General features: G+C 72.4%; 20 protein-coding genes, 1 tRNA gene and 1 pseudogene. 10 read left to right on the top strand and 12 right to left on the bottom strand.

Annotated elements, in window-relative coordinates:
• Nucleotides 1-468: 468 nt before the first annotated feature.
• The 3 genes from recD2 to zwf form a co-directional block, all read right to left on the bottom strand.
• Complete coding sequence (gene recD2, locus L7N97_RS10815; RefSeq protein WP_237478295.1) at nucleotides 469-2,655, bottom strand: SF1B family DNA helicase RecD2; 2,187 nt, start codon at nucleotides 2,653-2,655, stop codon at nucleotides 469-471.
• Nucleotides 2,656-3,036: 381 nt separating this feature from the next.
• A tRNA-Ala gene (locus tag L7N97_RS10810) sits at nucleotides 3,037-3,112 on the bottom strand.
• An 86-nt stretch (nucleotides 3,113-3,198) separates the two neighbouring features.
• Nucleotides 3,199-4,653 carry a glucose-6-phosphate dehydrogenase gene (gene zwf, locus L7N97_RS10805; RefSeq protein ID WP_237478294.1) on the bottom strand — a complete coding sequence of 485 codons (1,455 nt, stop codon included), beginning with the start codon at nucleotides 4,651-4,653 and terminating at the stop codon, nucleotides 3,199-3,201.
• A 221-nt stretch (nucleotides 4,654-4,874) separates the two neighbouring features.
• On the opposite strand from zwf, the gene L7N97_RS10800 reads away from it, so the two are divergent.
• Nucleotides 4,875-5,351: a DUF3597 domain-containing protein gene (locus L7N97_RS10800; RefSeq protein WP_237478293.1), complete on the top strand. Its 477-nt coding sequence runs from the start codon at nucleotides 4,875-4,877 to the stop codon at nucleotides 5,349-5,351.
• Between the two features lie 70 nt (nucleotides 5,352-5,421).
• Here the strand turns inward: L7N97_RS10800 and L7N97_RS10795 are convergent, their stop codons facing one another.
• Nucleotides 5,422-6,561 (bottom strand): L,D-transpeptidase family protein, encoded by a 1,140-nt coding sequence (locus L7N97_RS10795; RefSeq protein ID WP_237478292.1) that lies wholly within the window; start codon nucleotides 6,559-6,561, stop codon nucleotides 5,422-5,424.
• A 164-nt stretch (nucleotides 6,562-6,725) separates the two neighbouring features.
• On the opposite strand from L7N97_RS10795, the gene L7N97_RS10790 reads away from it, so the two are divergent.
• Together L7N97_RS10790 and L7N97_RS10785 are read left to right on the top strand one after the other, a co-directional pair.
• Nucleotides 6,726-7,328, top strand: coding sequence for a D-sedoheptulose-7-phosphate isomerase (locus L7N97_RS10790; protein ID WP_237478291.1), 603 nt, complete (start codon nucleotides 6,726-6,728; stop codon nucleotides 7,326-7,328).
• A pseudogene (locus tag L7N97_RS10785) lies at nucleotides 7,262-7,840 on the top strand (D-glycero-alpha-D-manno-heptose-1,7-bisphosphate 7-phosphatase); the annotation flags it as partial. The gene L7N97_RS10790 and the pseudogene L7N97_RS10785, both read left to right, overlap by 67 nt.
• Nucleotides 7,841-7,887: 47 nt before the next feature.
• On the opposite strand, the gene L7N97_RS10780 reads toward L7N97_RS10785, so the two are convergent.
• The 3 genes from L7N97_RS10780 to L7N97_RS10770 all read right to left on the bottom strand — a co-directional run bounded on the left by L7N97_RS10780 (nucleotide 7,888) and on the right by L7N97_RS10770 (nucleotide 9,446).
• Entirely contained in the window at nucleotides 7,888-8,328 is a 441-nt protein-coding gene (locus tag L7N97_RS10780) for a hypothetical protein (RefSeq protein ID WP_237478289.1), read from the bottom strand.
• A gap of 72 nt (nucleotides 8,329-8,400) precedes the next feature.
• Entirely contained in the window at nucleotides 8,401-9,165 is a 765-nt protein-coding gene (locus tag L7N97_RS10775) for a lysophospholipid acyltransferase family protein (RefSeq protein ID WP_237478288.1), read from the bottom strand.
• A gap of 125 nt (nucleotides 9,166-9,290) precedes the next feature.
• Nucleotides 9,291-9,446 (bottom strand): hypothetical protein, encoded by a 156-nt coding sequence (locus tag L7N97_RS10770; protein WP_237478287.1) that lies wholly within the window; start codon nucleotides 9,444-9,446, stop codon nucleotides 9,291-9,293.
• A 307-nt stretch (nucleotides 9,447-9,753) separates the two neighbouring features.
• Between L7N97_RS10770 and L7N97_RS10765 the strand changes: the two genes are divergently transcribed.
• Nucleotides 9,754-10,797 (top strand): hypothetical protein, encoded by a 1,044-nt coding sequence (locus L7N97_RS10765; protein WP_237478286.1) that lies wholly within the window; start codon nucleotides 9,754-9,756, stop codon nucleotides 10,795-10,797.
• Nucleotides 10,798-10,891: 94 nt separating this feature from the next.
• Here L7N97_RS10765 and L7N97_RS10760 read toward each other — a convergent pair whose 3' ends face one another.
• Complete coding sequence (locus tag L7N97_RS10760) at nucleotides 10,892-11,239, bottom strand: cupredoxin domain-containing protein (protein ID WP_237478285.1); 348 nt, start codon at nucleotides 11,237-11,239, stop codon at nucleotides 10,892-10,894.
• 160 nt (nucleotides 11,240-11,399) lie between these two features.
• Between L7N97_RS10760 and L7N97_RS10755 the strand changes: the two genes are divergently transcribed.
• The 4 genes from L7N97_RS10755 to L7N97_RS10740 all read left to right on the top strand — a co-directional run bounded on the left by L7N97_RS10755 (nucleotide 11,400) and on the right by L7N97_RS10740 (nucleotide 17,802).
• The gene (locus L7N97_RS10755) at nucleotides 11,400-14,255 is read left to right on the top strand and encodes an EAL domain-containing protein (protein ID WP_237478284.1); all 2,856 of its coding nucleotides are present in this window, start codon (nucleotides 11,400-11,402) and stop codon (nucleotides 14,253-14,255) included.
• A gap of 91 nt (nucleotides 14,256-14,346) precedes the next feature.
• A complete protein-coding gene (locus tag L7N97_RS10750) occupies nucleotides 14,347-15,195 on the top strand; it encodes an MBL fold metallo-hydrolase (RefSeq protein WP_237478283.1) in 849 nt (282 codons plus the stop codon).
• Between the two features lie 134 nt (nucleotides 15,196-15,329).
• Nucleotides 15,330-16,436, top strand: a complete 1,107-nt coding sequence (locus L7N97_RS10745; protein WP_237478282.1) for a branched-chain amino acid aminotransferase — start codon at nucleotides 15,330-15,332, stop codon at nucleotides 16,434-16,436.
• A 25-nt stretch (nucleotides 16,437-16,461) separates the two neighbouring features.
• Nucleotides 16,462-17,802, top strand: coding sequence for a cytosine deaminase (locus tag L7N97_RS10740; RefSeq protein ID WP_237478281.1), 1,341 nt, complete (start codon nucleotides 16,462-16,464; stop codon nucleotides 17,800-17,802).
• 48 nt (nucleotides 17,803-17,850) lie between these two features.
• Here L7N97_RS10740 and L7N97_RS10735 read toward each other — a convergent pair whose 3' ends face one another.
• On the bottom strand, nucleotides 17,851-18,786 hold the full coding sequence (locus L7N97_RS10735; RefSeq protein WP_237478280.1) for a DUF294 nucleotidyltransferase-like domain-containing protein: 936 nt from the start codon (nucleotides 18,784-18,786) through the stop codon (nucleotides 17,851-17,853).
• Nucleotides 18,746-19,828, bottom strand: coding sequence for an HD domain-containing protein (locus L7N97_RS10730; RefSeq protein WP_237478279.1), 1,083 nt, complete (start codon nucleotides 19,826-19,828; stop codon nucleotides 18,746-18,748). Before L7N97_RS10730 ends, L7N97_RS10735 begins: the two co-directional genes overlap by 41 nt.
• A 161-nt stretch (nucleotides 19,829-19,989) precedes the next feature.
• On the opposite strand from L7N97_RS10730, the gene L7N97_RS10725 reads away from it, so the two are divergent.
• Together L7N97_RS10725 and L7N97_RS30215 are read left to right on the top strand one after the other, a co-directional pair.
• A complete protein-coding gene (locus tag L7N97_RS10725) occupies nucleotides 19,990-20,748 on the top strand; it encodes a FadR/GntR family transcriptional regulator (RefSeq protein ID WP_237478278.1) in 759 nt (252 codons plus the stop codon).
• 21 nt (nucleotides 20,749-20,769) lie between these two features.
• Nucleotides 20,770-21,813, top strand: coding sequence for a lysozyme inhibitor LprI family protein (locus tag L7N97_RS30215; RefSeq protein ID WP_237478277.1), 1,044 nt, complete (start codon nucleotides 20,770-20,772; stop codon nucleotides 21,811-21,813).
• 45 nt (nucleotides 21,814-21,858) lie between these two features.
• Here the strand turns inward: L7N97_RS30215 and L7N97_RS10715 are convergent, their stop codons facing one another.
• Both L7N97_RS10715 and L7N97_RS10710 read right to left on the bottom strand, forming a co-directional pair.
• On the bottom strand, nucleotides 21,859-22,191 hold the full coding sequence (locus tag L7N97_RS10715; protein WP_237478276.1) for an EthD family reductase: 333 nt from the start codon (nucleotides 22,189-22,191) through the stop codon (nucleotides 21,859-21,861).
• 111 nt (nucleotides 22,192-22,302) lie between these two features.
• On the bottom strand, nucleotides 22,303-23,286 hold the full coding sequence (locus L7N97_RS10710) for a 2-hydroxyacid dehydrogenase (protein ID WP_237478275.1): 984 nt from the start codon (nucleotides 23,284-23,286) through the stop codon (nucleotides 22,303-22,305).
• Nucleotides 23,287-23,333 lie beyond the last annotated feature (47 nt).

Genomic DNA, 23,333 nt, shown 5'->3' with positions numbered 1-23,333 from the left:
CCCGCAAATCGAATGAGTCCGATGTTCTATCCCTCCATGCTGCAATCTCACGGTGACGCTTGCAAGGGCGGCGTGGCGCAAATCGCAACGGATTGTGAATGTGAACCAAATACACCTCGGGTCCGGTCGCGGCCTGCTGGTCAGACGAGAATGCACTGCCCCTGATCGAGTAATGTGTCGCCTGCGATCGAGGCATTCGACATGCGCCTCACGCGGTCATACCGGCTCGGAGCCGATTAGATAGTATTCGCGCACACGACCTTCGCCGTATCTACGCCGAGACAAGGGGAAAATGAGCATGTCCCGCCCGTCTTGGAGGGCATGCGAGCGTTCCCGCGGCCTCGCTGGCGCCATCGCAGTGCGCGCGGCTCACGTCGGTTGATTGGCGAAGCGGCCTACCAGACCGCCCCAGAGCGGACGCTTCCAATGCCCGCAATGGGTCGGCTCCAGACACGCTCAGGCAAGCCGTCACGTCAGCCACTCCCCCAGCTTCGACCATCGCCGACGCTGCCCGCCGTTCCTGACCGCCATCGCAACGGCCTTTCGCTGGCCCACCAGCACGACGAGGCGCTTGCCGCGCGTCACGCCCGTGTAGAGGAGGTTGCGCGCCAGCATGGTGTAGTGCTGCGTCATCACCGGAATCACCACGGCCGGGTACTCCGACCCCTGCGCCTTGTGGACCGTCGTCGCATAGGCCAGCACCAGGGCGTCCAGCTCGCCGAAACCGTACACCACCTCGCGGCCGTCGAAGGTCGCGACCAGCTCGCCGGCCTCCGTATCGATGCGTGCCACGATGCCGAGGTCGCCGTTGTAGACCTCCTTGTCGTAGTCGTTCTCGACTTGCATGACCTTGTCGCCCGGCCCGTAGGTCCAGCCGAAGCGCTCCACGCGGACCTCGCCAGGCAGGTTCAGCACGCGCTGGAGCTCGACGTTGAGCGAGCGAGCGCCGACGCCGCCCCGGTTCATCGGGCACAGCACCTGGACGTCGCGCACGGGATGGAGACCAAAGGCGCGCGGGATGCGCTCGCGGACCACGGCGAGGACCTTGGCGACGGCCTGCTCCGGCTCGGCCGCGTCGACCACGTAGAAGTCGCTCGGCGCGGTCCCGGCCGGCGTCGGCTCGGGCATCTGCCCGGCGTTGATCCGGTGCGCGTTGACGATGACGCGGCTGGTCGCCGCCTGCCGGAACACCTCCGTCAACCGGACCACCGGTACGGCGCCGGAGCCGATCACGTCGGCGAGGACCTGCCCCGGGCCGACGGAGGGAAGCTGGTCGACGTCGCCGACGAGAAGGAGCGCGGCTCGGGACGGCAGGGCGCGCAGGAGAGCCTTCATCAGCAGGACGTCGACCATGGACGTTTCGTCGACCACGAGCAGGTCGCACGCGAGCGGGTTCGCCTCGTCCCGCTTGAAGCCGCCGTTCTTCGGGTCGGTCTCCAACAGGCGGTGGATCGTCTTCGCCTCGACGCCGGTCGACTCCGTCAGGCGTTTGGCGGCCCGGCCCGTGGGGGCACAGAGTGCGACGGCGACGCCCTTTGCCAACAGCATCTTCAGGATTGAGTTGACCAGCGTCGTCTTACCAACCCCTGGCCCGCCGGTGATGACGAGCGCCCGGCTCGCCGCAGCGAGGCGCAGGGCCTCGCGCTGGCTCGGGGCGAGGGTGATGCCGGCGCGCGTCTCCAACCAGGGCACGGCCCGCTCGACGTCGATGGCGGGCCAAGGTGCCTCGCCGGCCGCGAGGGATCGGAGGCGTTCAGCGATGTCCCGCTCGGCGTGGTACAGGCCGGCCAGGAACACGCAGCGGCGCTCCCCGACTGTGTCGGCCACCACCGTGCCCTCGGCGAGTTCCAGCGCGAGGGCGGCTGTCAGCCGTTCCGCCATGACCTCCAGCAGCTCGGCGCCGGTGCGCAGGAGGTCGTCCTCGGGCAGGCCGCAGTGGCCCTCGTCCATCGCTTCGGCGAGGGCATAGCTCACTCCGGCCCGCACCCGGACCATGGCATCCTTAGCAATGCCGAGCTTGGCGGCGACCTGGTCGGCCGTCTTGAAGCCGATGCCGCGAATGTCGCGCGCCAGCCGATAGGGGTTCTCGTTGATGGTGGCGACCGCCTCGGCGCCGTAGGTCTTGTAGATCCGCACCGCCCGGCTCGTGCCGACGCCGTGGGCGTGCAGGAACAGCATGATCTCGCGGACGACCTTCTGTTCGGCCCACCCCGCGGCGATGCGCTTCGCCCGCACGGGCCCAATGCCCTCCACCTCGCGCAGACGGGACGGATCGGCCTCGATCACGTCGAACACGGCCTCGCCGAACGACTTCACGAGCCGCTTGGCGTAGGCCGGGCCGATACCCCGAATCATGCCAGAGCCGAGGTACCTCTCGATCCCCTCGAGCGTCGTCGGCGCGGTCGCCTTGAGAAAGGCGGCCCGGAACTGCAGGCCGTGCGTGCGGTCGTTTATCCAGGTGCCGGCAGCCTGGACCCACTCGCCGGCCGAGATCATCGCAGCGTGGCCGACCACGGTGACGAGGTCACGCTGTCCGCGCGCCTTCAGCCGCAGCACGCAGAAGCCGTTTTCCTCGTTGTGGAACGTCACGCGCTCAACGAGCCCGGCGAGGTTCTCGGTCGGGGTGGACGTCGCCAGGGCGGGGACGGAACTCATGCCGGACAGCGTCGCATGCCGCCCTGCGGCAGAGAAGTTCGCAGCCTCCGCGACAGCGACGACCGTGCCCACCACACCACGCCCGGGTCCCGCTCGGCATTGGGGAGGTCAGGAGCCGATCTCGCTGCACAGGGGGGTTAAGGCGCTCGCGAACGATGCACCCTGTACGAACTCGTGTCTCCTGGCGCGCATGAACTCGTCTCCGAACACAGGAGGACGGTTCGAATCGGAAAGTCGCTGCGTGGCGACCGGAGAAAAGGAGGGTCAAGCAGAGCCAGTGCATGCGCCGACGATGCGCACGGCCACCGACTCGAGAGCAAGTTACTGGTCGGTCCGGTATTTTGTGAGAGCAGAACGGAGACCCTAGTGGGCCTGACTACGTGGTGGAGCTGAGCGGAATCGAACCGCTGGCCTCTGCAGTGCGATTGCAGCGCTCTCCCATCTGAGCTACAGCCCCAACGTGGCGCCTTCATAGAGGGCCTCCGTCCCGCCTGTCAATCGCGACTTTCGCTTGACAGGCGGGACGGGGGTTTTTCGCTGGGCTCAGTCGTCCGTCTCGGCCCAGCTGCGGCCGTCGCGCTCGACCAGAGCGATGGCGGAGGACGGGCCCCAGGTGCCGGCCGTGTAGCTCTTCGGCGGCTCGTTCGAGCCGGCCCAGGCCTCGATGATCGGGTCCACCCAGGCCCAGGCGGCCTCGACCTCGTCGCGGCGCATGAACAGGGTCTGGTTGCCCCGCACCGTGTCGAGGATCAGGCGCTCGTAGGCGTCCGGGTTGCGCACCCCGAAGGCCGCCGCGAAGCTCATGTCGAGCGACACGTGCTTCAGCCGCATGCCGCCGGGCCCCGGGTCCTTGATCATCAGGTAGAGCTTGATGCCCTCGTCGGGCTGCAGGCGGATCAGGAGCTGGTTCGGCTGCGGGGTCTCGCCCTCGAACACCGAATGCGGCACCTGGCGGAACGTCACCACGATCTCCGACACGCGCGAGGGCAGCCGCTTGCCGGTGCGCAGGTAGAAGGGCACGTTCGCCCAGCGCCAGTTGCCGATCTCGGCCTTGATCGCGACGAAGGTTTCCGTGTTGCTCGCTTCCCCGAGCTCGTCGAGGTAGCCCGGCACGGCGCCGCCCGCCGAGGCGCCGGCCCGGTACTGGCCGCGCACCGTCAACTGCCCGGCGTTGGACGCGTCGATGCGCTTGAGGGCTTTGAGCACCTTCAGCTTCTCGTCGCGCACCGCGTCCGCCTTCATGGACGGCGGGGGCTCCATGGCGACGAGGCACAGGAGCTGGAGCATGTGGTTCTGCACCATGTCGCGCATGGCGCCGGCCGTGTCGTAGTAGCCGGCCCGCCCCTCGACGCCGAGCTCCTCCGCCACCGTGATCTGCACGTTGTCGACGTGGGACGCGTTCCACAGCGGCTCGAACAGGGCGTTGCCGAAGCGCAGCGCCATCAGGTTCTGCACCGTCTCCTTGCCGAGGTAATGGTCGATCCGGTAGATCGCCGCCTCGGGGAAGACCGCGCCGATGCCCTCGTTGACGGTCAGCGCCGAGGCGGCGTTCTTGCCGATCGGCTTCTCCAGGACGATTCGGGCGCGCGGCTGGGCGAGGCCGTGGGCGCCGATCTTCTCCGCGATGGGCACGAACAGGTCCGGGCTCGTGGCGAGGTAGTAGACGACGATGTCGTCCTCCCGCTCGCCGATGAGGGCCGCGAGCTCGTCCCAGCCCTTCTCGTCCCCGGCGTCCGCCGACACGTAGTCGATGCGGTCGATGAAGGCGTCGAGCGCCCCGTCGGCGTCCACGCCCTTCACGGCGGCGCGGGCCATCTCGCGGTAGCCGTCGCGCCCGAGGTCGCGCCGCGCCACGCCGATGATGCGGGCGAGGCGCGGGAGCTGGCCGGCCATGTCGCGGTGCAGCATGGCGGACAGGAGCTTGCGGCGGGCGAGGTCGCCCGTGGCGCCGAACACCACCAGCGTGAAGGGGTCGACGGGGATGGTGCGGCTCGTCATGGGGCAGGGGCTCTCCGTTGCGTGTCGCGGGCGCAGTGCTGGGCCCGGTCAGGCACGCGCCGTGCCAGAGCCGGCGCCCGCGGCGGCCGCCAGGGGCGGACGTCGAGCATGCCGCGCCGCCCGGGGCAAGTGACGGCGCCCCGATCGCGGAGCGCGCCGGCGCTGTGACACCTTTGGGAGCTTTCGGCGTTGACCGGCGCCCTCCCACCGAAGGATTTCAGATGAGCATCTTCGGCAACATCGTTTCCGCGCTGTTCCACCACGCCCCGGCGGCCGCGCCCGAGCAGACCGCCGCCGCGGACGCGCCGGCCTCGGCCGCCACGACCTCGGACCCCGCGCCCGCCGGCGACGGTGCCGCGACGCCCCCGGCCGGCGGCGCGCCCTCGGCGGCCGCGGCCCCGGCGTCCGCCGGCACCGCTTCCGGCGGGTCCGCGCCTCAGACCGTGGACGCCAAGGCGGTGCTGGCCGGCCTCGCCGCCAAGAACCCGCAGAAGCTCGACTGGCAGCATTCCATCGTCGACATGATGAAGCTGCTCGGCCTCGACTCCAGCCTGTCGAACCGCAAGGAACTGGCGCAGGAGCTGGGCTACACCGGCGAGATGGACGGCTCCGCCGCCATGAACACCTGGCTGCACGGCGAGGTGATGAAGAAGCTGTCCGAGAACGGCGGTCAGGTGCCGGCCAGCCTCAAGGCGTGAGGGGGCGGGCGGCTCACCGCACGGACGGGTGAGCCGCCCGCCAAAGGTCGGCGAGCGTCGCCGGGCTCTCTCACGGCTTCGGCGCGTCGGCCGAGGCGCTCGGCTGGCCGGGCGGCGTGCCGGCAGCCGGGGCCGAAGCGGCTGACGCGCTCGGCACCGGCGCCGGCTCGGCCGGCGGGGGCGGGACCGGCCCCGTCGAGCCCTGCACGTCGCCGAAGGACACCGGCGTGCCCTTGTCCACCATGGCGGCGAGGTTCAGCGCGTCCCAGTTGGTCATGCGGATGCAGCCGTGCGACTGCGTCTTACCCACGGCTTCCGGGTCCGGCGTGCCGTGGATGCCGTAGCCGTCGCCGCCGAGGTCCATCCACACGAGGCCGACCGGGTTGTTGGGGCCCGGCTGGATGCTGAAGGGCTCCTTCGCCGACACGCCCTTGAAGTGGTACTTGGGATCGTAGGTGTAGACGGGGTCGCGGTCGACACGGTGCACCGTGAAATCGCCCGTCGGCGCCGGCTTCTCCTCGGAGCCGATCGAGGCCGGGTAGAAGGCGATGAGCCGCCCGTCCGCCGCCAGCGCCTCGACGTCCGGGCCAGCCTTGTCGACCACGATCCTCGCGACCTTGACGTTGGGCTTGGCCTCGGTGACGTCGGCCACGGTGATGCGCTGCCCCGCGGCGAAGCGCGAGCCGGGGTTCAGCGCCGCGAGCAGCGTCGGGCTCATGTGGTAGCGCTCGCCGAGTTCCTCGCGGATGTCGCGGTAGCCCATGTGCGGCAGCTTCGACTGCGCCTCGAACTTCGCCGGGATCACCCTGGTGAAGGGGCCGTCCGCCTCCTCCTTCGTGACCTCGACGGACTTCAGCGGCGCCGGCGCGCCGGCGGTCAGCCTGTCCCAGGTGGCCTGGTCGAGCCGGCCCGACGCCGGCAGGCTCATCTGAAGCTGGTAGGCCTCGAGCGCGTGGCGGAAGTTCTCGCCGTCGATCCCGTCGATGGCGCCCGGCGAGAAGCGCGCCCGGTCGAGCAGCACCTCGGCCTTGACGACCTCGGGCTCGGCCCGCCCGGTCGGCTCCTCGGGCAGGGGCGTGAAGGCGGCGTCGTCGACGGCCTTGGCGGCCAGCGGCGGGGGGGCGGCGGGGTGGGCGGCCAGGGCCGGCGGGGCGCGACCGACGAGGGCGGCCGCCGCGAGCGCGACGCCGAGGGAGGAACGAGGGGTCATGGACGGATTTTCGCTCGGGGGTAGCCGGGACCAACGGGCCGGCGGGGATCGTTGTTCCAGCCAAGCTCAAGCTGAGATCCGATGCCGCAGCTTGATTCGGCCCGGCCGCGGTGGCATCGCAGGCCACGACAGGCCCAGGGTGGCCGGCCGAGGATGAACCCGCCATGACCGACCAGCCCCAGCGCCTCATCGCCGACACGCTGGACCAGACGCGCGACCTGATGGACGCCAGCGCGCGCGACGGGGCGCTGCTCGACGCGGTGGGCCGCACCGCCGCGGCCCTGACCGCGACGCTGCGCTCCGGCGGCAAGCTCCTCGTCGCCGGCAACGGCGGCAGCGCCGCCGACGCCCAGCACATCGCGGGCGAGATCGTCGGCCGCTTCCTGTTCGACCGGGCGCCGATGGCCGCGATCGCGCTGACCACCGACACATCGATCATGACCGCGGTGGCCAACGACTACGGCTTCGATGCCGTCTACGAGCGGCAGGTGCGGGGCCTCGGCAAGCCGGGCGACCTGTTCATCGGGATCTCGACCTCGGGCAACTCCGCCTCGATCCTCAAGGCCTGCGCAGCGGCGCGCGAGATGGGGATCACGGTGGCGGGGATGACGGGGGCCGGCGGGGGGCGGATGGCGGAGCACTGCGACATCCTCATGCGGGTGCCCTCCGAGCGCACCTTCATGATCCAGCAGGTCCACATCACGCTGGGCCACATCCTGTGCCTGATGGCCGAGGCGGACATCTTCGGCGCCCCCGGCCGCGCGTGACGGAACCCCTGCGCCCGGCGGTCTTCTTCGACCGCGACGGCGTGATCAACGCCGACCTCGGCTACGTCGGCGACGCGTCGCGCTTCGCGCTCCTGCCCGGCGCGGCGGCCGGCGTGCGGGCCGCCGCCGAGGCCGGCGCGCTCTGCTTCCTGGTCACCAACCAGTCCGGCGTGGCGCGCGGATTCTACGCGGAGGCGGACGTCCTCGCCCTGCACCGCCACATGGCCGACCTGCTGGCGCGCGAGGGCGCGCGCTTCGACGACATCCGCCACTGCCCGCACCTGCCGGACGCGCCGCTCGCGGCCTATCGGCTGCGCTGCGCCTGCCGCAAGCCGGAGCCCGGCATGATCCTGGACCTGATGGCGCGGTGGCCGGTCGACCGGGCGCGCAGCGCCCTGATCGGCGACAAGCCGAGCGACATGGAGGCCGCGCGCGCCGCCGGCATCCGGGGGGTGCTCTACGCGGGCGGCCCGCTGGCCGACGCCGTGCGGGCCGCGCTCGCCGGCGTCTGACGGGGAGGGGAGCGCCGCCGGGGCGGCGGACCCGGGACCGCGCCCCCTCAGGCCCCTGCGAGGTCGCGCATCACGGCCGCGCGGGCCGCGGGGCCGTCGGCGAGCAGGTGGACGTGGATCTCGTCGGCGCCCGCCGCCACCGCGGCGCGGAAGGCCCGGCCGTCGTAGAACAGGTCGGGCTGCGGGCCGGTCTCGGCGAGGGCGAGGATGCGGGGCGCGCCGGCGCCGTCGCGGCCGACCGCCATCACGACCGCGTCGGCGAACCGCGGCGCGTCCTCGCCCGGCGCGGGCTCGCCCATCGGGAACACCGAGAACAGGTGGCGGCGGCCGCTCAGCCCGCGCCAATGGCGGAAGCGGCGCGACAGGTCCGTGCCGGCGAGGCCGGCCAGGGGCGCCGCCAGGGGAGCGGAGGGGGACGCCGCCGGGGCACCCGCCCGGGCGGGCGCGGCGGCGGGGCGGACCAGCGTGGCGACCGCAGAATGTTGCATCTCTGTTCTCCCCGTCGATGAGAACAAAAATAGAACAAGACGGGAGCGAGGGTCAATCCGGCCGGGGGCGCTTCAGGCCGGGACGGAGCCCTCGGGGAACATCGACGCAAGCCTCGGGTCAGCTTGGACCGCCTCGGCCATCAGGCGGCGGCTCGCGCCCTCCACTCCCTCGATCATGCGGTCCTGGAACACCTGCCGCGGCAGGCCCGGCGGGATCACGGGCAGGAACTCGACGACCGCGGTGCCGGGGCGGCGGAGGAACGAGGCGCGCGGCCAGAACAGCCCGGAGTTGACCGCCACGGGCAGGCAGGCGGCGCCGGTCTCGGAATACACGAAGGAGATGCCGGCCTTGTAGACGGCGGGGTCGCCGGGGGCGCGCCGCGTGCCCTCGGGAAAGATGAACACCTGCCGGCCGGCGTCGAGCACGGCGCGGGCGCCCCGGCTCACCTGCTGCAGCGCGGCGCGGCCCTGGCCGCGGTTCACCGCGATCTGCCCGGAGCGGCCGAGGTACCAGCCGAACAGCGGGATGCGGGTCAACTCGCTCTTCAGAACGAAGGTGAAGTCCGGAAACAGCGCGCAGAGCGCGATGATCTCGAGGAAGCTCTGGTGCTTGGCGGCGAGGATGCAGGGCTCGGCCGGGATGTTGCCGCGCCCCCGGAACACCACGCGGGTCCCGCAGACCACGCGCAACAGCCACAGCGAGCCCCGGGCCCACAGGTTGGCGAGCCGCAGCACGCCGCGCGTGCCGAACAGCGCGGTCGGCAGGCCGAACACCATCAGGGCGATGAGATAGGCGTAGAAGAGGAGGTTGAAGACGGCGGAACGCAGGGCCAGCATGCCTTCGTTTTGCCAGACCACGCGGGGGCAGGCAAACCCGGAGGCCTCGGCGCGGGCGAGGGGGCCGCCCCGCCTCCGGCCCGAGCGACCCGGACTTGTGTCCGGTCAGGCCCCGGTGGAGCCCGTCAGCCCGCCGCCCGCGCCAGGTTGAAGCCGAGGCCGACGAAGCCGGCGACGAGCAGCATGCCGCCGACCCATTCGAACCGCTCCCGGCGCTCCGGGTGGCGCTGCCCCGTCGCCACCAGGCCCAGGCCGCCGAGGAGAGTGGTGATGATCGCCATGGTGAACCTCGCCTGTGCGGTTTCGGACGCTCTGAAGATGGCGCGGATTCGTGAAGAAACAGGCCGCCGACACCCGATCCGCCTTCGTCTTGGGCCGGCCCTGCCCAATGCGCGGCCACAAGCAATGAGGCGCTTGCCTGACATTTCGGCGTCACATTTGTGACGGGACAGTCCCGACCTTCGCCGTTTCAGAATGAAACAAATCCCTTGCAATTTTCTCTCATGAGTTAACCATCGGCCCCGGACGGCCTGGACGAATCGCATGAACGCGGTTAAAAAAAGCTAACATCTCAAAACAGAGGTCACCATGCTGCGCTTTATGAAAAATAAAGCGACGGGCTTCCTGTCGCCTGCGCTCGCCATCGCCGGCATCCTCGGTTCCATCGACAATGCCAGCGCTCATGTGAAGTGGTTCTGTGCTTTCGATGTCGCCGGTCAACCTGTCGGGCTGGCCAATGTGTTGTGCCTCGATTTCGAGGAACTGACCGCGCTCACGGTCTTCGTGCTCGTCGCGGCCGGGATCATCGAGCGCACCCCGCTCGGCACCGCGCTGGTGCGGTCCATCGTCAGCTTCATGTCGCCGGTTCGGTGGAGCTCGGACGTCCTGATCCGCGGCATCGCCGGCTTCTTCTTCGTCAGCCTGTGGAGCATGGGCGGCATCATCATCACGCCCGAGCTGAAGACGACGTCGGAACTCATCCCGCTCCTCCAGCTCGGCATCGCCGCCTGTCTGCTGTGGCGCCAGACGCTGGTGCTGTCGGCCGCCGGCATCGTGACGCTCTACGCCATCGCGCTGCACGACTACGGGCTGTTCCACCTGATGGACTACCCGATCTTCCTCGGCCTCGCCGCCTATCTGGCGCTGACGGGCCTCGGCGTTCAAAACCTCGGCGGCCTTCGCCCGCTCGACATCGCCCGCTGGGCGGCCGCCGTCACGCTGATGTGGGCCTCGATCGAGAAGTGGGCCTATCCCGAGTGGACGGCGCCGATGTTCATCAGCCATCCCCGCGTCGCCATGGGCTTCTCCCCGGACTTCTTCATGCGGGCCGCCGGCGCGGTGGAGTTCGGCCTGTCCTTCGCCCTGATCTGGACCCCCCTGGTCCGCCGGGCCGGCGCCCTGATCCTCACCGGCATGTTCCTGTCCGCCGTGCTGGAGTTCGGCAAGATCGACGCCATCGGGCACTCCTGCATCATCGCCCTGCTGCTGGCCATCGCGGCGGACGACAGGGTCGAGGCCGTGCCGGTGCGGCAGATCGTGTGGACGCCGGTGGGCTACGCCGCCTCACTCGCGATCGTCCTGCTCGGCTACTACGAGCTGCACTCGACGCTCTTCGGCACCAGCCTGATCTGACGCCGCCGTCCCGCGCGGCGCAGGATCGACGAGACCGCCCGGACGACCCCGTCCGGGCGGTCTCGCGTTCCGGCTCCGACGGTCGAGGGGGTGATCACTCCCGGACGGTGACGACCAGCTTCATCTTGGGGTGGATGCCGCACAGCACGTTGAAGGTGCCGGGCTTGGTGAAGACGATGTCGGCCTTGGCGCCGGGCTCCTGATCGCCCGAATCGAAGGAGAACTCGGGGTCGTCGACGTAGGCGTGGTGCATCAGGTCGCCGTCGTCGTTGACCACCTCGACCGTGTCGCCCTGCTTGATCGTCAGCGCGCCGGGCAGAAAGGTTCGGCCGCGCTGGGACACCACGATCCGGCTGCCCGTGGACGCCCACGCCGCCCCGGCCAGCACGGCCAGGACCAGCGCCGCCGCCAGTCCGGGCTTCGTCCATCGTGTCGCCGTCATGCCCCGTCCCTTCGGCTGCCGGCGCCTCGGCCGGTCGTCGATCCGAGATGATGTATGGGGACGATGCCTTAATCCTTGGTTGCAGCAAGGTGATAGTCGCTTCATCCCGCCTTTACCACTTCCGGGGCAGAACGCGGGGGAACTCCCGGAAGACCGCCCGATGGACTGCACCCTGGCCAGGATGCCCTCAGCCGCCGACAGGTGCAGCCGCGGCTTCGGCTTGGCGGTCCGGCTCACGCGCACCATCCGCGGACGGATCCTCGTGGCGTTCCTGGTGATGGCCGTGATCACCGGGGCGCTCGGCCTCTACGCCGTGATCCGCATCCGGGAGGCGGGCGAGCTCGCCACCCGGACCTTCGACCAGTCCCTGATGTCGGTGAACTACGCCCGCGCCGCCGCGGCGGACTTCACCCTCATGCAGAACGCCTTCATCCGCTGCGCTGTCGAGACCGACCCCGCCGAGCGCGCGCGGCTGGCCGGCATCGTGGCCGAGGCGCGGACCTCGCTCGTCGAGGATCTGTCCATCGCGGGCGAGCGGGCGCAGTCGCGCCGCGCCGAGGAGGCCGGGAACAGCGCCAAGGCGGCCGTGGCCCTTTGGGACGCCGCCCGCGAGGGTCTCGCGAGCCGGCACGGCGTCGCGGAGAGCTGGCGCGCGATGGACGGCACCGCCGCCGCGGTCAACCAGCAGATCGACCTGCTCGTCAACTACACGGCGGGGGACGGCTTCGCGTACCGGCAGAAGGCCCGCGCCATCGTGGCCGCCGACATCCAGGCGACGCTGGCCGGCACCCTCCTGGCGCTGCTCGCCGCCGCCGCCGTGGCCTGGCTGCTGGCGCGGCGCATCATGGGGCCGGTCGCAGCGGCCTCGTCCGCGGCCGACGACATCGCCCGCGGCAAGCTCGACGGGGCCATCCCCCCGGGCAGCGGCGACGAGCTCGGGGCGCTGCTGTCCGCCATGGCGGTGATGCGCGACAACCTGAGGGTCATGATGGAGCGCGAGGTGTCGCAGCGCCGCTCCGCCCAGGCCCGCCTCGCCGACGCGCTCGAAAGCTCGGCGGAAGGCATCATCGTGGTGGACGCCGACGGGCTCATCGCGCTGGCGAACTCGCAGGTCGCCGACTTCCTCGCCGCCTCGCCGCGCGTGCTCCAGCCCGGCACGCCGGTGGCGGCCCTGGCGGCGCTGATCGAGGCGCCCTCGCTCGGCCGCTCCGGCACGGCTTCGCGCCTCGACGACGAGATGCGCCTCCCCGACGGCCGCTGGCTGCGCGTCAGCCGCAGCGCCACGCGGGACGGGGGCTTCGTGGCGGTGCTGAGCGACGTCACCATGCTCAAGGAGCAGGAGGAGAAGCTCAAGGCCACCAACCTGAGCCTCGATGCCGCGCTCGAGAACATGTCCCAGGGGCTGTGCCTCTACGACGGGAACAGCCGCCTCACGGTGGTCAACCGCCGCTTCGCCGAGATCTACCGGGTCGACCCCGGCGCGGTGCGCCCGGGCCTCGCCTTCGACGACGTGCTCCGCCTCAAGATCGCGGCCAGCGGCGAGACCGTCGAGCCGGCCGAATACCTGCTCCGCCGCCGGGAGGTCATGCGCCGCACCGGCACGGAGGTCTTCGAGGAGACCGCTCACGGCCACACCATCGCGATCGTGCGCCACCCGCTGGCCGGAGGGGGCTGGATCGCCACCTACGAGGACGTGACGGAGCGCCGCCAGGCGGAGCGCCAGATCCTCTTCATGGCGCGCCACGACGCGCTGACGGGGCTGCCGAACCGCATGCTGTTCGGCGAGCGGATCGACGAGGCGCTGAAGCGGCTCGGCCGCGGCGAAGGCTTCGCGGTGCTGTGCCTCGACCTCGACCGCTTCAAGCAGGTCAACGACACGCTGGGCCACCCCGCCGGCGACGAGCTGCTGCGCCAGGTGGCGGAGCGGCTCAGCGCCTGCGTGCGCGAGGTCGACACGGTGGGGCGGCTCGGCGGCGACGAGTTCGCCATCGTGCAATGCGGCATCGCCGGCGAGGCCGACACGATCGCCCTGGCCCACCGCATCATCGCGGCGGTGGACCGGCCGGTCGACATCGACGGCCGGCAGGTGACCGTCGGCGTGTCGGTGGGCATCGCGGTGGCGCCGCGCGACGGCACGTCCCGCACCAAGCTCCTGAAGAGCGCCGACGCCGCGCTCTACCGCGCCAAGGGCGAGGGCCGCGGGGTGTGGCGCTGCTTCGAGCCCGAGATGGACGCCCGCATGCAGGCCCGCAGCGCGCTCGAGCTCGACCTGCAGCGCGCGCTGGCCGAGGACCAGTTCGAGGTCTTCTATCAGCCGCTCTTCGACGTCGCGCGGGACCGCATCGGCGGCTTCGAGGCGCTGCTGCGCTGGCGCCATCCCGTGCGCGGGATGGTGTCGCCGGCCGAGTTCGTCTCCGTCGCCGAGGAGATGGGCCTCATCGTGCCGCTCGGGGAATGGGTGCTGGCCCGCGCCTGCGCCGAGGCCGCGGCCTGGCCCGAGCACCTCAAGGTCGCGGTCAACGTGTCGCCCGCCCAGTTCCGCTCGGCGCGGCTCCTCGCCGCCACGTCGGAGGCGCTGGCCTCCTCCGGCCTGTCGTCGGGCCGGCTCGAGCTGGAGATCACCGAATCGGTGCTGCTGTCGGACGGCGAGGCGACGCTGGACATCCTGCACAGCCTGCGGGCCGCGGGCGTGCGCTTCGCCCTCGACGACTTCGGCACCGGCTATTCGTCGCTGAACTATCTGCTGTCCTTCCCCTTCGACAAGATCAAGATCGACCGCTCCTTCATCCGCGATCTCACCACCCGCAGCGAGGCCGGCGCCATCGTGCGCGCCGTGAGCCAGCTCGCCACCGACCTCGGCATGCGGATCACCGCCGAGGGCGTCGAGAACCGCGAACAGTTCGAGCGGCTCCGGGACGACGGCTGCGACGAGGTGCAGGGCTTCTACTTCAGCCGGCCCGTGCCGGCCGCCGAGGTGGGCGGCCTGCTGCGCAAGTGGGACGCGGTGGCGGCCTGACGCCGCCCCTCGCCTCGGCGCCGCATCCGTGCGACAAGTCGGGCCCGCGCTCCGGCCCGCGACGCCGGCGCGCCCCCTCCGGACTCCCGCGATGACGGCCGACATGTGGGTCAAGTTCTGGGGCGTGCGGGGCGGCATCCCGTGTCCCGACCCGGAATACGCGCGCTACGGCGGCAATACCGCCTGCGTGGAGCTGCGCTGCGGGGCGCGCACCCTGGTGTTCGACGCCGGGAGCGGCATCCGCCCGCTCGGGCGCAGCCTCGTCGCGGAAGGGCGCGGGCGGGACCTCGACCTCCTGGTCAGCCACTGCCACGTCGACCACCTCATCGGCCTGCCCTTCTTCGCCCCCGCGTTCCGGAAGGACGCCACCATCCGCCTGTGGACCGGCCACCGCGGCCGCGACGAGCACCTGCACGACGCCGTGGCGCAGCTGATGACGCGGCCGCTCTTCCCCATCACGCCCGAAACCTTCGCGGCCACGCTGGTGTACCGCGACTTCCGGGCCGGCGACGCCTTCGACATGGGCGACGGGCTCGCGCTCCGCACCGCGTCGCTGAACCACCCCGGGGGCGCCACCGCCTACCGCGTCGACTTCCGCGGACGGTCCTTCGGCTACTTCACCGACCACGAGGCGGCCGGCGACGCGCCGGACCCCGCCCTCGTCGCGCTGGCGCGCGGCCTCGACCTCCTGGTCGTCGACGCCAGCTACACGCCGGCCGAGGTCGCCGACCGCCGCGGCTGGGGCCACTCCTCCTGGGCGCAGGCCGTGGCGCTGGGGGAGGCCGCCGGCGTCGGGCGCCTCGCCCTGTTCCACCACGACCCGTGCCACGACGACGACGCCATGGTGCGGATCGAGGCCGAGGCCGCCGCGGCGCGCCCCGGCACCTTCGCGGCCCGCGACGGGCAGTCCCTGGAGATCGGCGCCGCGCCGTCCGGTTGAGGGCAACGGACCCATCGGGGCTTTGACGGGGCCGCCCCGGCCCGGTACATCGCGGCACGCCGCGGCGCCCGGGGCCGACGACCGCCCCCTCCAGCGCCCGCCCTTCCCGCGTTCATCAGCCCGGAGCGGAGCCCATGTCGTCGCAGATCCCCGGCCCGAGGCCCGAATTCGCCGTCCGCCCGCATCCCTCGCCCGTGCCGGCGGAGCGCCGCGCGGAGCTCGTCGCCGATCCCGGTTTCGGCCGCGTCTTCACCGACCACATGGTGGTGATCAACTACACCGAAGGGCGCGGCTGGCACGACGCCCGCGTCGAGGCCCGCGCGCCGATCCCGATGGACCCCGCCGCCGCGGTGCTGCACTACGCGCAGGAGATCTTCGAGGGCATGAAGGCCTACGCGACCGGCAACGGCGGCGCGTCGCTGTTCCGGCCCGAGGCCAACGCCCGGCGCTTCGCCGAATCGGCCGCGCGCCTCGCCATGCCGGCGCTGCCGGACGACCTGTTCGTGGAGTCGATCCGGCAGATCGTGTCGGTCGACCGCGAGTGGATCCCCACCGCGGCGGGGTCGAGCCTCTACATCCGCCCCTTCATGATCGCCAGCGAGGTGTTCCTGGGCGTCAAGCCCTCGGCCGAGTACCTCTACATCGTGATCGCCTCGCCGGTGGGCCGCTACTTCAAGGGCGGCTCCGAATGCGTCACCGTGTGGGTGTCGCAGGACTACACCCGCGCGGCCCCCGGCGGCACCGGCGCCGCCAAATGCGGCGGCAACTACGCCGCGAGCCTCGTGGCCCAGGCCGAGGCGGCGCGCCACGGCTGCGACCAGGTCGTGTTCCTCGACGCGGCCGAGCGCCGCTGGGTCGAGGAGCTCGGCGGCATGAACGTCTTCTTCGCCTTCGACGACGGCTCGCTCGCCACCCCGCCGCTCGGCACCATCCTGCCCGGCATCACCCGCGATTCCGTGATGGAGCTCGCGCGCCGCGAGGGCATCCCGGTGCGCGAGGAGCCCTATTCGATCGAGCAGTGGCGCGCCGACGCCGAGAGCGGCCGGCTGCGCGAATGCTTCGCCTGCGGCACCGCCGCGGTGATCACGCCGATCGGCACGATCAAGATGGCGGACGGCGGCTTCACCATCGGCGGCGGCGAGGCGGCCGGCGAGATCACCAAGCGGCTGCGCACCGCCCTGACCGACATCCAGCGCGGCATCGCCCCGGACCCGTTCGGCTGGGTCCAGCTGGTGTCCTGACGCGCCGCCGGACGGCGGTCCGCCGGTGAGCCCCTCGCCCGACCTCGGCGCGCTCGACGGCGCGGCGCCCGTCACCCTGCGGCGCGCGCGGGTGCCGCTGCCGTTCCTCGCCGCGCCGGTCGCGGGCGCGGAGGTCGACCGCGACGGCGCCGCCCTGGTCGACCTGCGCCTCGCCGGCGGCCGGATCGCGGGGATCGCGCCCGCGGGCGGGCCGGCCGGCCCGGGAGACCCGGACCTCGGCGGGCGCCACCTGTGGCCGACGCTGGTGGACGTCCACGCCCACCTCGACAAGGCACATATCGTCGACCGCGCCCCGAACCCGGCGGGCGACTTCGCCGGCGCGCTCGCCGTCGTGAAGGCCGACCGCGTCGCCCGCTGGCGCGGGCCCGACCTCCGGCGCCGCATGGACTTCGGGCTGCGCTGCGCCGAAGCGCACGGCGTGTCGGCGATCCGCACGCACCTCGACTCGGACGAGGCGCAGGCCGCCGAAAGCTGGGCCGCCTTCCGCGAGACGCGCGGCGCCTTCGCGGGGCGGATGACCCTGCAGGCCGTGGCGCTGGTCGCGCTCGACGCGTGGCGCGAGCCCCACGGCCGGCGCCTCGCCGACATCGTGGCCGCGACGGGCGGGAGCCTCCTCGGCGGGGTGGCGCGCGCGCCGGCCGGGCTGCCGGGTGCGGCCCTCGACGCGCTGGATGCTGCGCTCGACGCCCTGTTCACCCTGGCGCGCGAGCGCGACCTCGACGTCGACCTCCACGTCGACGAATCCGGGGACACCGGCGGCACGGCGCTGCCGGCGGTCGCGCGCGCTGCGATGCGGCACGGCCACGAGGGCCGCGTCGCCTGCGGCCATTGCTGCGCGCTGGCGCTGCAGGACGCGGGCGCGCTGGCCGAGCACGTCGCCCTCGTGCGCGACGCCGGGATCTCGGTCGTGACACTGCCCACGGTCAACATGTACCTTCAGGACCGCACGCCCGGCCGCACCCCGCGCTGGCGCGGCGTGGCGCCCGTGACGGAACTGCGCGCCGCCGGCGTGCGCGTGGCCGTGGCCGGCGACAACTGCCGCGACCCGTTCCACGCCTACGGCGACCACGACATGCTGGACACCTGGCGCCAGGGCGTCCGCGTGCTCCACCTCGACCACCCGTTCGGCGATGCCGCGGCGCTCTGCGGCCCGGCGCCGGCGGCCGTCATGGGGCTGCCCCACGCGGGGCGCATCGCGGTCGGCGGGCCGGCGGACCTGATCCTGATGAACGCCCGCACGATGGATCAGGTGATGGCCCGGCCGCAGGCGGACCGCGTCGTGATCCGCGGCGGCCGGCGGCTCGCGCGCGGCGTGCCGGACTACGCGGAGCTGGAAGGCGGCTGAGGGCGGCTCCGCCGTGCTGGTCGGCCGGGGCGGGCGGTCAGCGCGGCGTCAGAACACGATCGCCCGCCGGATCGGGTGGTCGTGGTCGAAGGTGGTCTCGAACAGGGCCGCGAGGTCGCGGGTGAAGCCGTAGCCGGCGTCCTTGAGGTCGCGGAACACGGGGTCGTCGCGCTCGCGCCGCGTCAGCTTCTCGAGGCGCCGGCGCACGCCCGGCTTGGCCAGCCGGTCGAGGAAGTGGTCGTAGCTGTCGCGGATGGGGCCGACCGCGGCCGCCCCGCAGATCTCCGCCATGCGGTCGAGCGGCGTCAGCCCGAGCAGCCCTTCCAGCCGCTCGACCTTGGCGCCGGCGTCCCCGTCCCGCGTGGCGCCGAGCGCGAAGAGCCCGCTCGCGTAGAGGAGCTTGCGCGAGAACACGAGCTTCAGGTTGCGCAGGCCCCAGGGCTTGTCGGCCTCGCCGGTCTTGTACTCGTAGTCGACCGCGATGGTGCGGTAGTAGCGGATCAGGTCGTTGAGCAGGAACAGCGGCAGCATGCCGTCGCCGACGCGGGGCGCGATGTAGCGGTCGAGCAGGGCGCGGCGGGCGAAGCGGAAACCCTCGCGCTCGCTCAGGGGCTCGCCCTCCAGCAGGAACAGCATGCGCCGCGTCAGGCGCTGGTTGGTGTCCTCCTGCCCGCCCATGTTGCGCACCATGTCGCTCAATCGCTCCACGGCCGTGAAGGGGCCGCCGCGCGCGGGCTCGATCGGCACGACCTCCTTCAGCGCCGCCGCGAGCCGCTCGACCCAGGCGGGCTCGTCGTTCTCCTCGCCGCCGAGCCGGATCACGAAATAGTCGAGGTCCGAGGACGCGCAGGCTTCCCGCCGGGCGAAGGACCCGCAGGCCACCACCACGGCGTCGGCCGGCACGGCGCCGCGCACGAGCTCCTTGAGGGAGCGCAGCTTGCGGTCAGAATAGGTCCGGGCCTTCGCGATCGCGGCGTGCGTCATTGAACAGGTCCTGTCGCAGCTCCTCGATCCGCTCGTCCGTCAGCTCGCGCACCTCCAGGATGCGCTCGGAGCGCTTCTGGCGGTAGCGGGCCCTGTCGTCTCGCGCGAAGAAGTCGATCGTCGGGTCGGTGAAGAAGCGGCGCGTGCGGGCCCGCAGCGGCGCCGTGAGGGCCCGGCGGGCTTCCCGCTCGAAATGCGGGGCGGTGAGCAGGGCCCGCAGCTCGGGCAGCTTCGCGAAGAGCTTGCGCTCGGTGCTGAGGTAGTCGGCGCGGGTGAAGCGGCCGATCTCGCGGCGCATCGCGTCCTGGCACACGGCGTCGGCCAGCATGCCCTTCTCGCAGTTGATGATGTTGCCGTAGACCATGTCCTTGCAGCGCCAGAACTCGTCCACCGTGTCGCGGTCGGCGGCGTCGCGGCGCCGCGTGGCCGCCATCGTGACGGTCTCGGGGCTGAGGCGCGGGGCCGGCTTCTCGTAGGTGTGCGAGCGCAGGATGCCCTCGATCGTGTCGAAGTTGATCGGCCCGGCGAAGAAGCCGTCGTGGCCCTCCTCGCGCCCCTCGATCACGGCGGCGAGCCGCTCGACGTCGATCCCCGCTTCGCGCAGCGCCGCGTGGACCTCCGCGCCGAGCGGCACGCGGCCGAACAGCACGTCCGCCGTGGCGAGGTGGTGGTCGATCCTGAAGGCCTCCTTGAACACGGGCTCCAGCGAGTGCGACAGCGGCGCGTGGCCGATGTCGTGCAGCAGCGCCGCGGCGCCGATCAGCCGGCGCTCGTCGGGCGGCAGCCCGCGCAGCTCCGCGTAGAGCAGCGCCAGCCGCGCCACGCCGAGGCTGTGCTGGTAGCGGGTGTAGCGGCGGCTGCCCGGCCGGCCGTTGGGCGCCGGGATGCGGGCGTAATCGATGCCGCCGAGGAAGCGCACGTTGGAGAGCCGCGCGAAGGCCGGCGTGCCGATCAGGCGGGACAGCAGGGGATCCGCCGCGGCCGCGGCGTCGAGCGGCGCCTTGAAGTTGAAATGCGGCCGGCCGATCAACTCTGCTGTCACGCTGCGGAGCCTTCCCCTTCGTCCGGTCGACGCGCCTTCTCCTACCGGAATGCGCCGCGGGGTGCCACACAAAGCCCCGAAGTGTCACATCGTTGCATTTTGGGAGAGGGACGCGCTTGCATGCTTCGGGTGGAACCTGCAGAACACGCGGGGAGCCGAAAATGAAACCCGTTGTCACCTGCCGCCCCGCGGCGCCGAACGCCCTGGAGAGCGTCATCAGCCCGCAGAAGCCATCCGGCGCCCGCATCCACGGCCAGATCGTCGGCACGCTCGCCCGCGAGGTGCTGGGCGGCGCGCTCGCGCCCGGCGACGCCCTGCCCAACGAGGACCTGCTGGCGGCGCGGTTCGACGTCAGCCGCTCGTCGGTGCGCGAGGCCGTCAAGACGCTGGCCGCCAAGGGGCTGATCGAGAGCCGACAGCGCGTCGGCGCCCGCATCCGCCCGCGGGCCGACTGGCACATGCTCGACCCCGACCTGCTGGCCTGGCACCCGGACGTGCTGCACGACAGGCCCCTGATGGAGGGGCTGCTGGAAACGCGGCGCATCATCGAGCCCGCCGCGGCCGAGCTCGCGGCGGCGCGCGCCACCGACGCCGAGTTCGACGCCCTCGCGGCCGCGCTCGACGCCATGGCGGAAGCGGCGCCGCACGACATCGACGCCTGCGCCGAGGCCGACCTCGCCTTCCACGGCGGCATCATCGCGGCGTCCCGCAACGTCGTGCTGGGGGGCCTCGTCGCCACGATCGCGGCGGCGCTCCGGGCCTCGCTGCGCGCCACCAACGCCGTCACCGACGACCAGGCCCGCTCGGTCGCGAGCCACCGCGCCGTGCTCGACGCCATGCGCCGGCGCGACGGCGCCGCGGCCCGCGCCGCCATGAGCGCCGTGCTCGACAACACCGAGCACGACCTCCATGCTGTCTGAGTGACGAAAAACCGCCCCCTCGTGCCGGCCCTTCTGGGGCTCGCCCTCCTCGCCGGCCCCGCGCGGGCGAAGCAGCCCGACTGGGCCGACGCGCCGGAGTCGAAGCGCCCGGACTACGCGGCCTCGCGGGCGATCTGCGCGAAGCTGAAGGGCGTCGTGCCGCCCGCCGCCGACGCGCCGACGCCGGCCGAGGCCGCCAGCCTCGCCGATTGCTCCTCCGAAGCGCTGTATTTCGGCATCGCCCGCCCGGCCGACCCGAAGGCGGCGCGGCTCTGCGCCTTCGTGGAGAAGCGCAACGCCGACCCGCAGGTGACCAACTTCGGCTATACGGGCGACAACACGCTGATGCTGGTCTACGCCAACGGCCTCGGCGCCGCGCGGAACCTCGACGTCGCGACGGCCCTCGCCTGCCGGGTCGACGGTGCTCCCGCCGAGAACGACGGCCGCGTGAAGCACCTCGCCGACCTCAAGGCGAAGAACTGGCAGGGCACCGACTTCAGCCTCTGCGACGACATCACCAGCGGGCTGATGATGGGCGTCTGCGCCGCCCACGAGCAGCTCATCACCCGCGCGAAGCGCGAAGCCACGCTCGCCAAGGCGATGGCGGGATGGAGCCCGGCCGAGCGGGCCGCCTTCGCGCCGCTGAAGCGCGCCGAGGGGGCCTTCGCCGACGCGCACGGCCGCAACGAGGTGGACCTGTCCGGCACGGGCCGCGGCGCCTTCGAGACGGAGGCCGAGGAGCAGGTCAACGACGCCTTCCTGGCCCTCGTCGGCGACGTCGACGCCGGCAGGGTCGCGGCCGACGGCGCGGCCGGCGCCAAGGCGGCCGACGACGCGCTGAACGCGGCCTACAAGGCGCTCCTGGCGCGCGCGCCGGAGCTGTCCCGCTACGGCTCGGGCATGTCGGCCGCGGGCTTCGCCGAGACGGAGCGGCTGTGGATCCGCTACCGCGACGCCTGGGTGGCCTTCGCCAAGGTGCGGAAGCCGGACCTGGCGCCGGACGCGCTCCTGGCCCGGCTGTCGCGCGAGCGCGCGGCGCAGCTCAAGGCCGTCGCGGGCGGCTGACCGCTTTGCGCCCGCCCTGCGGGCCCGGCGACGCGCGCGATGCGGTCAGGGCCACAGGATCTGGGTCTCGACCGAGATGATCGGGTCGATGTCGCCCGCGAAATTCGGCAGATCGGCCAGCAGCGTCACGCCTTCGGGGCTGGCGAAGGCGGCCTTGAGGTCCTCCTCCGAGTCGAACCACAGCTCCGAGAAGCCGTCGTAGTCGAACTTGGGGAAGCGCTCGCGATCGACGAGGTTGACCGAATAGCGGCGCAGGCCGGGCAGCTTGGCGCAGAGCGGCGCGTGGGTGCCGAGCCAATGCGCCTCGAAGGCCTCGTGCGTCATGCCGTCCTTCTTGCGCAGGATGCCGAGGCGCTTGGTGTAGGTCCTGGTGGCCATATCGTGGGAACCTCCTGTTCCGATGGGGTCGCGCGGCGGCCGGGGCGCCGTGCGTGTCGTGGATCCGGGGCCGGGCCCGATGGACGCCCCGGCGGTCGCGGGTGGGCGGCATCACGCGACCCGGTTGCCGACCTCCCGCCCCGCCAGCACCGCCTCGACGCTGTCGAGCAGCAGCTCGCCCATGCGCACGCGGGTGCCCACCGTCGCGCTGCCCTGGTGCGGCTGCAGGAACACGTTGGGCAGGTCGAGGTAGCCGGGGTGGAGGGCCGGCTCGCCGTCGAACACGTCGAGCCCCGCCGCCGCCACGCGGCCGGTCCGCAATGCGGCGATCAGCGCCTCGTCGTCGACGAGCCCGCCGCGCGCGACGTTGACCACCACGGCGTCGGGCGGCAGCCGCGCGATGCTGTCCGCGTTCAGGAACCGCGCGGTCTCGGGCGTCGCGGGCGCGGCCAGCACCAGGAAGTCGCTGACGGCGAGGAGGTCGGCCGCGCTGTCGCAATAGGAGGCGCCGTCCTCGAGCTCCGGCGCGAGCCGGCTGCGGTTGAAGTAGTGCACCTCCATGTCGAAGCCACGCGCGAGGCGGCGGGCGACCGCCCGCCCGATCCGGCCCATGCCGAACACGCCGAGGCGCCCGCCGGTGACGTCGCGCCCGAGCAGCAGCGTCGGCGACCAGCCGCGCCACCGGCCCTCGTAGATCAGGCGCGCGCCCTCGTGGGCGCGGCGGGCGGCGCCGAGCAGGCACAGCACCGCCATCTCGGACACGGCGTCGCTGAGGACGTCCGGCGTCGTCAGCACGGCGATGCCGCGCGCGCGGGCGGCGTCGAGGTCGAGGTGGTCGTGGCCGACCGAATAGGTCGCGATCGCGCGGACACTGGGGGGCAGCGCCGCGATGAGCGCGGCGTCGACCCGGTCGGTCGCCGTCACCACCAGCGCGTCGGCGGCGTGGTCCGCCGCGGTGACGGCGATCTCGGCCGCCGTCAGGGGCTCGTCGTCGAGGTTGACCCAGGCGCCCGCGGTGGCGAACCGGTCCATCAGGGCCGGGGCGAAGCGGCGCGTCACCACGATCCGGGCTGGCGTTCCGCGTTCGTCGCTCAAGGCTCGCTCCCGTCGATGAAGCCGGCTCGGCCGGTCGGCCCGGTGGC

This window comes from Lichenibacterium dinghuense, from assembly GCF_021730615.1.
Classification (GTDB): Bacteria; Pseudomonadota; Alphaproteobacteria; order Rhizobiales; family Beijerinckiaceae; genus Lichenihabitans; species Lichenihabitans dinghuensis.
The sequence above is the reverse complement of the archived record's forward strand: the minus strand, read 5'-3'. Positions and strand labels throughout refer to the sequence as shown.

Coding starts and splice junctions, on each gene's coding strand:
- L7N97_RS10770 (WP_237478287.1), bottom strand. CDS start 9,446: ATGGCGATCATCACCACTCTCCTCGGCGGCCTGGGCCTGGTGGCGACG.
- L7N97_RS10780 (WP_237478289.1), bottom strand. CDS start 8,328: ATGCAACATTCTGCGGTCGCCACGCTGGTCCGCCCCGCCGCCGCGCCC.
- L7N97_RS10800 (WP_237478293.1), top strand. CDS start 4,875: ATGAGCATCTTCGGCAACATCGTTTCCGCGCTGTTCCACCACGCCCCG.
- L7N97_RS10775 (WP_237478288.1), bottom strand. CDS start 9,165: ATGCTGGCCCTGCGTTCCGCCGTCTTCAACCTCCTCTTCTACGCCTAT.
- L7N97_RS10765 (WP_237478286.1), top strand. CDS start 9,754: ATGCTGCGCTTTATGAAAAATAAAGCGACGGGCTTCCTGTCGCCTGCG.
- zwf (WP_237478294.1), bottom strand. CDS start 4,653: ATGACGAGCCGCACCATCCCCGTCGACCCCTTCACGCTGGTGGTGTTC.
- L7N97_RS10725 (WP_237478278.1), top strand. CDS start 19,990: ATGAAACCCGTTGTCACCTGCCGCCCCGCGGCGCCGAACGCCCTGGAG.
- L7N97_RS10755 (WP_237478284.1), top strand. CDS start 11,400: ATGGACTGCACCCTGGCCAGGATGCCCTCAGCCGCCGACAGGTGCAGC.
- L7N97_RS10745 (WP_237478282.1), top strand. CDS start 15,330: ATGTCGTCGCAGATCCCCGGCCCGAGGCCCGAATTCGCCGTCCGCCCG.
- L7N97_RS10735 (WP_237478280.1), bottom strand. CDS start 18,786: ATGACGCACGCCGCGATCGCGAAGGCCCGGACCTATTCTGACCGCAAG.
- L7N97_RS10760 (WP_237478285.1), bottom strand. CDS start 11,239: ATGACGGCGACACGATGGACGAAGCCCGGACTGGCGGCGGCGCTGGTC.
- L7N97_RS10790 (WP_237478291.1), top strand. CDS start 6,726: ATGACCGACCAGCCCCAGCGCCTCATCGCCGACACGCTGGACCAGACG.
- L7N97_RS10715 (WP_237478276.1), bottom strand. CDS start 22,191: ATGGCCACCAGGACCTACACCAAGCGCCTCGGCATCCTGCGCAAGAAG.
- L7N97_RS10795 (WP_237478292.1), bottom strand. CDS start 6,561: ATGACCCCTCGTTCCTCCCTCGGCGTCGCGCTCGCGGCGGCCGCCCTC.
- L7N97_RS10750 (WP_237478283.1), top strand. CDS start 14,347: ATGACGGCCGACATGTGGGTCAAGTTCTGGGGCGTGCGGGGCGGCATC.
- recD2 (WP_237478295.1), bottom strand. CDS start 2,655: ATGAGTTCCGTCCCCGCCCTGGCGACGTCCACCCCGACCGAGAACCTC.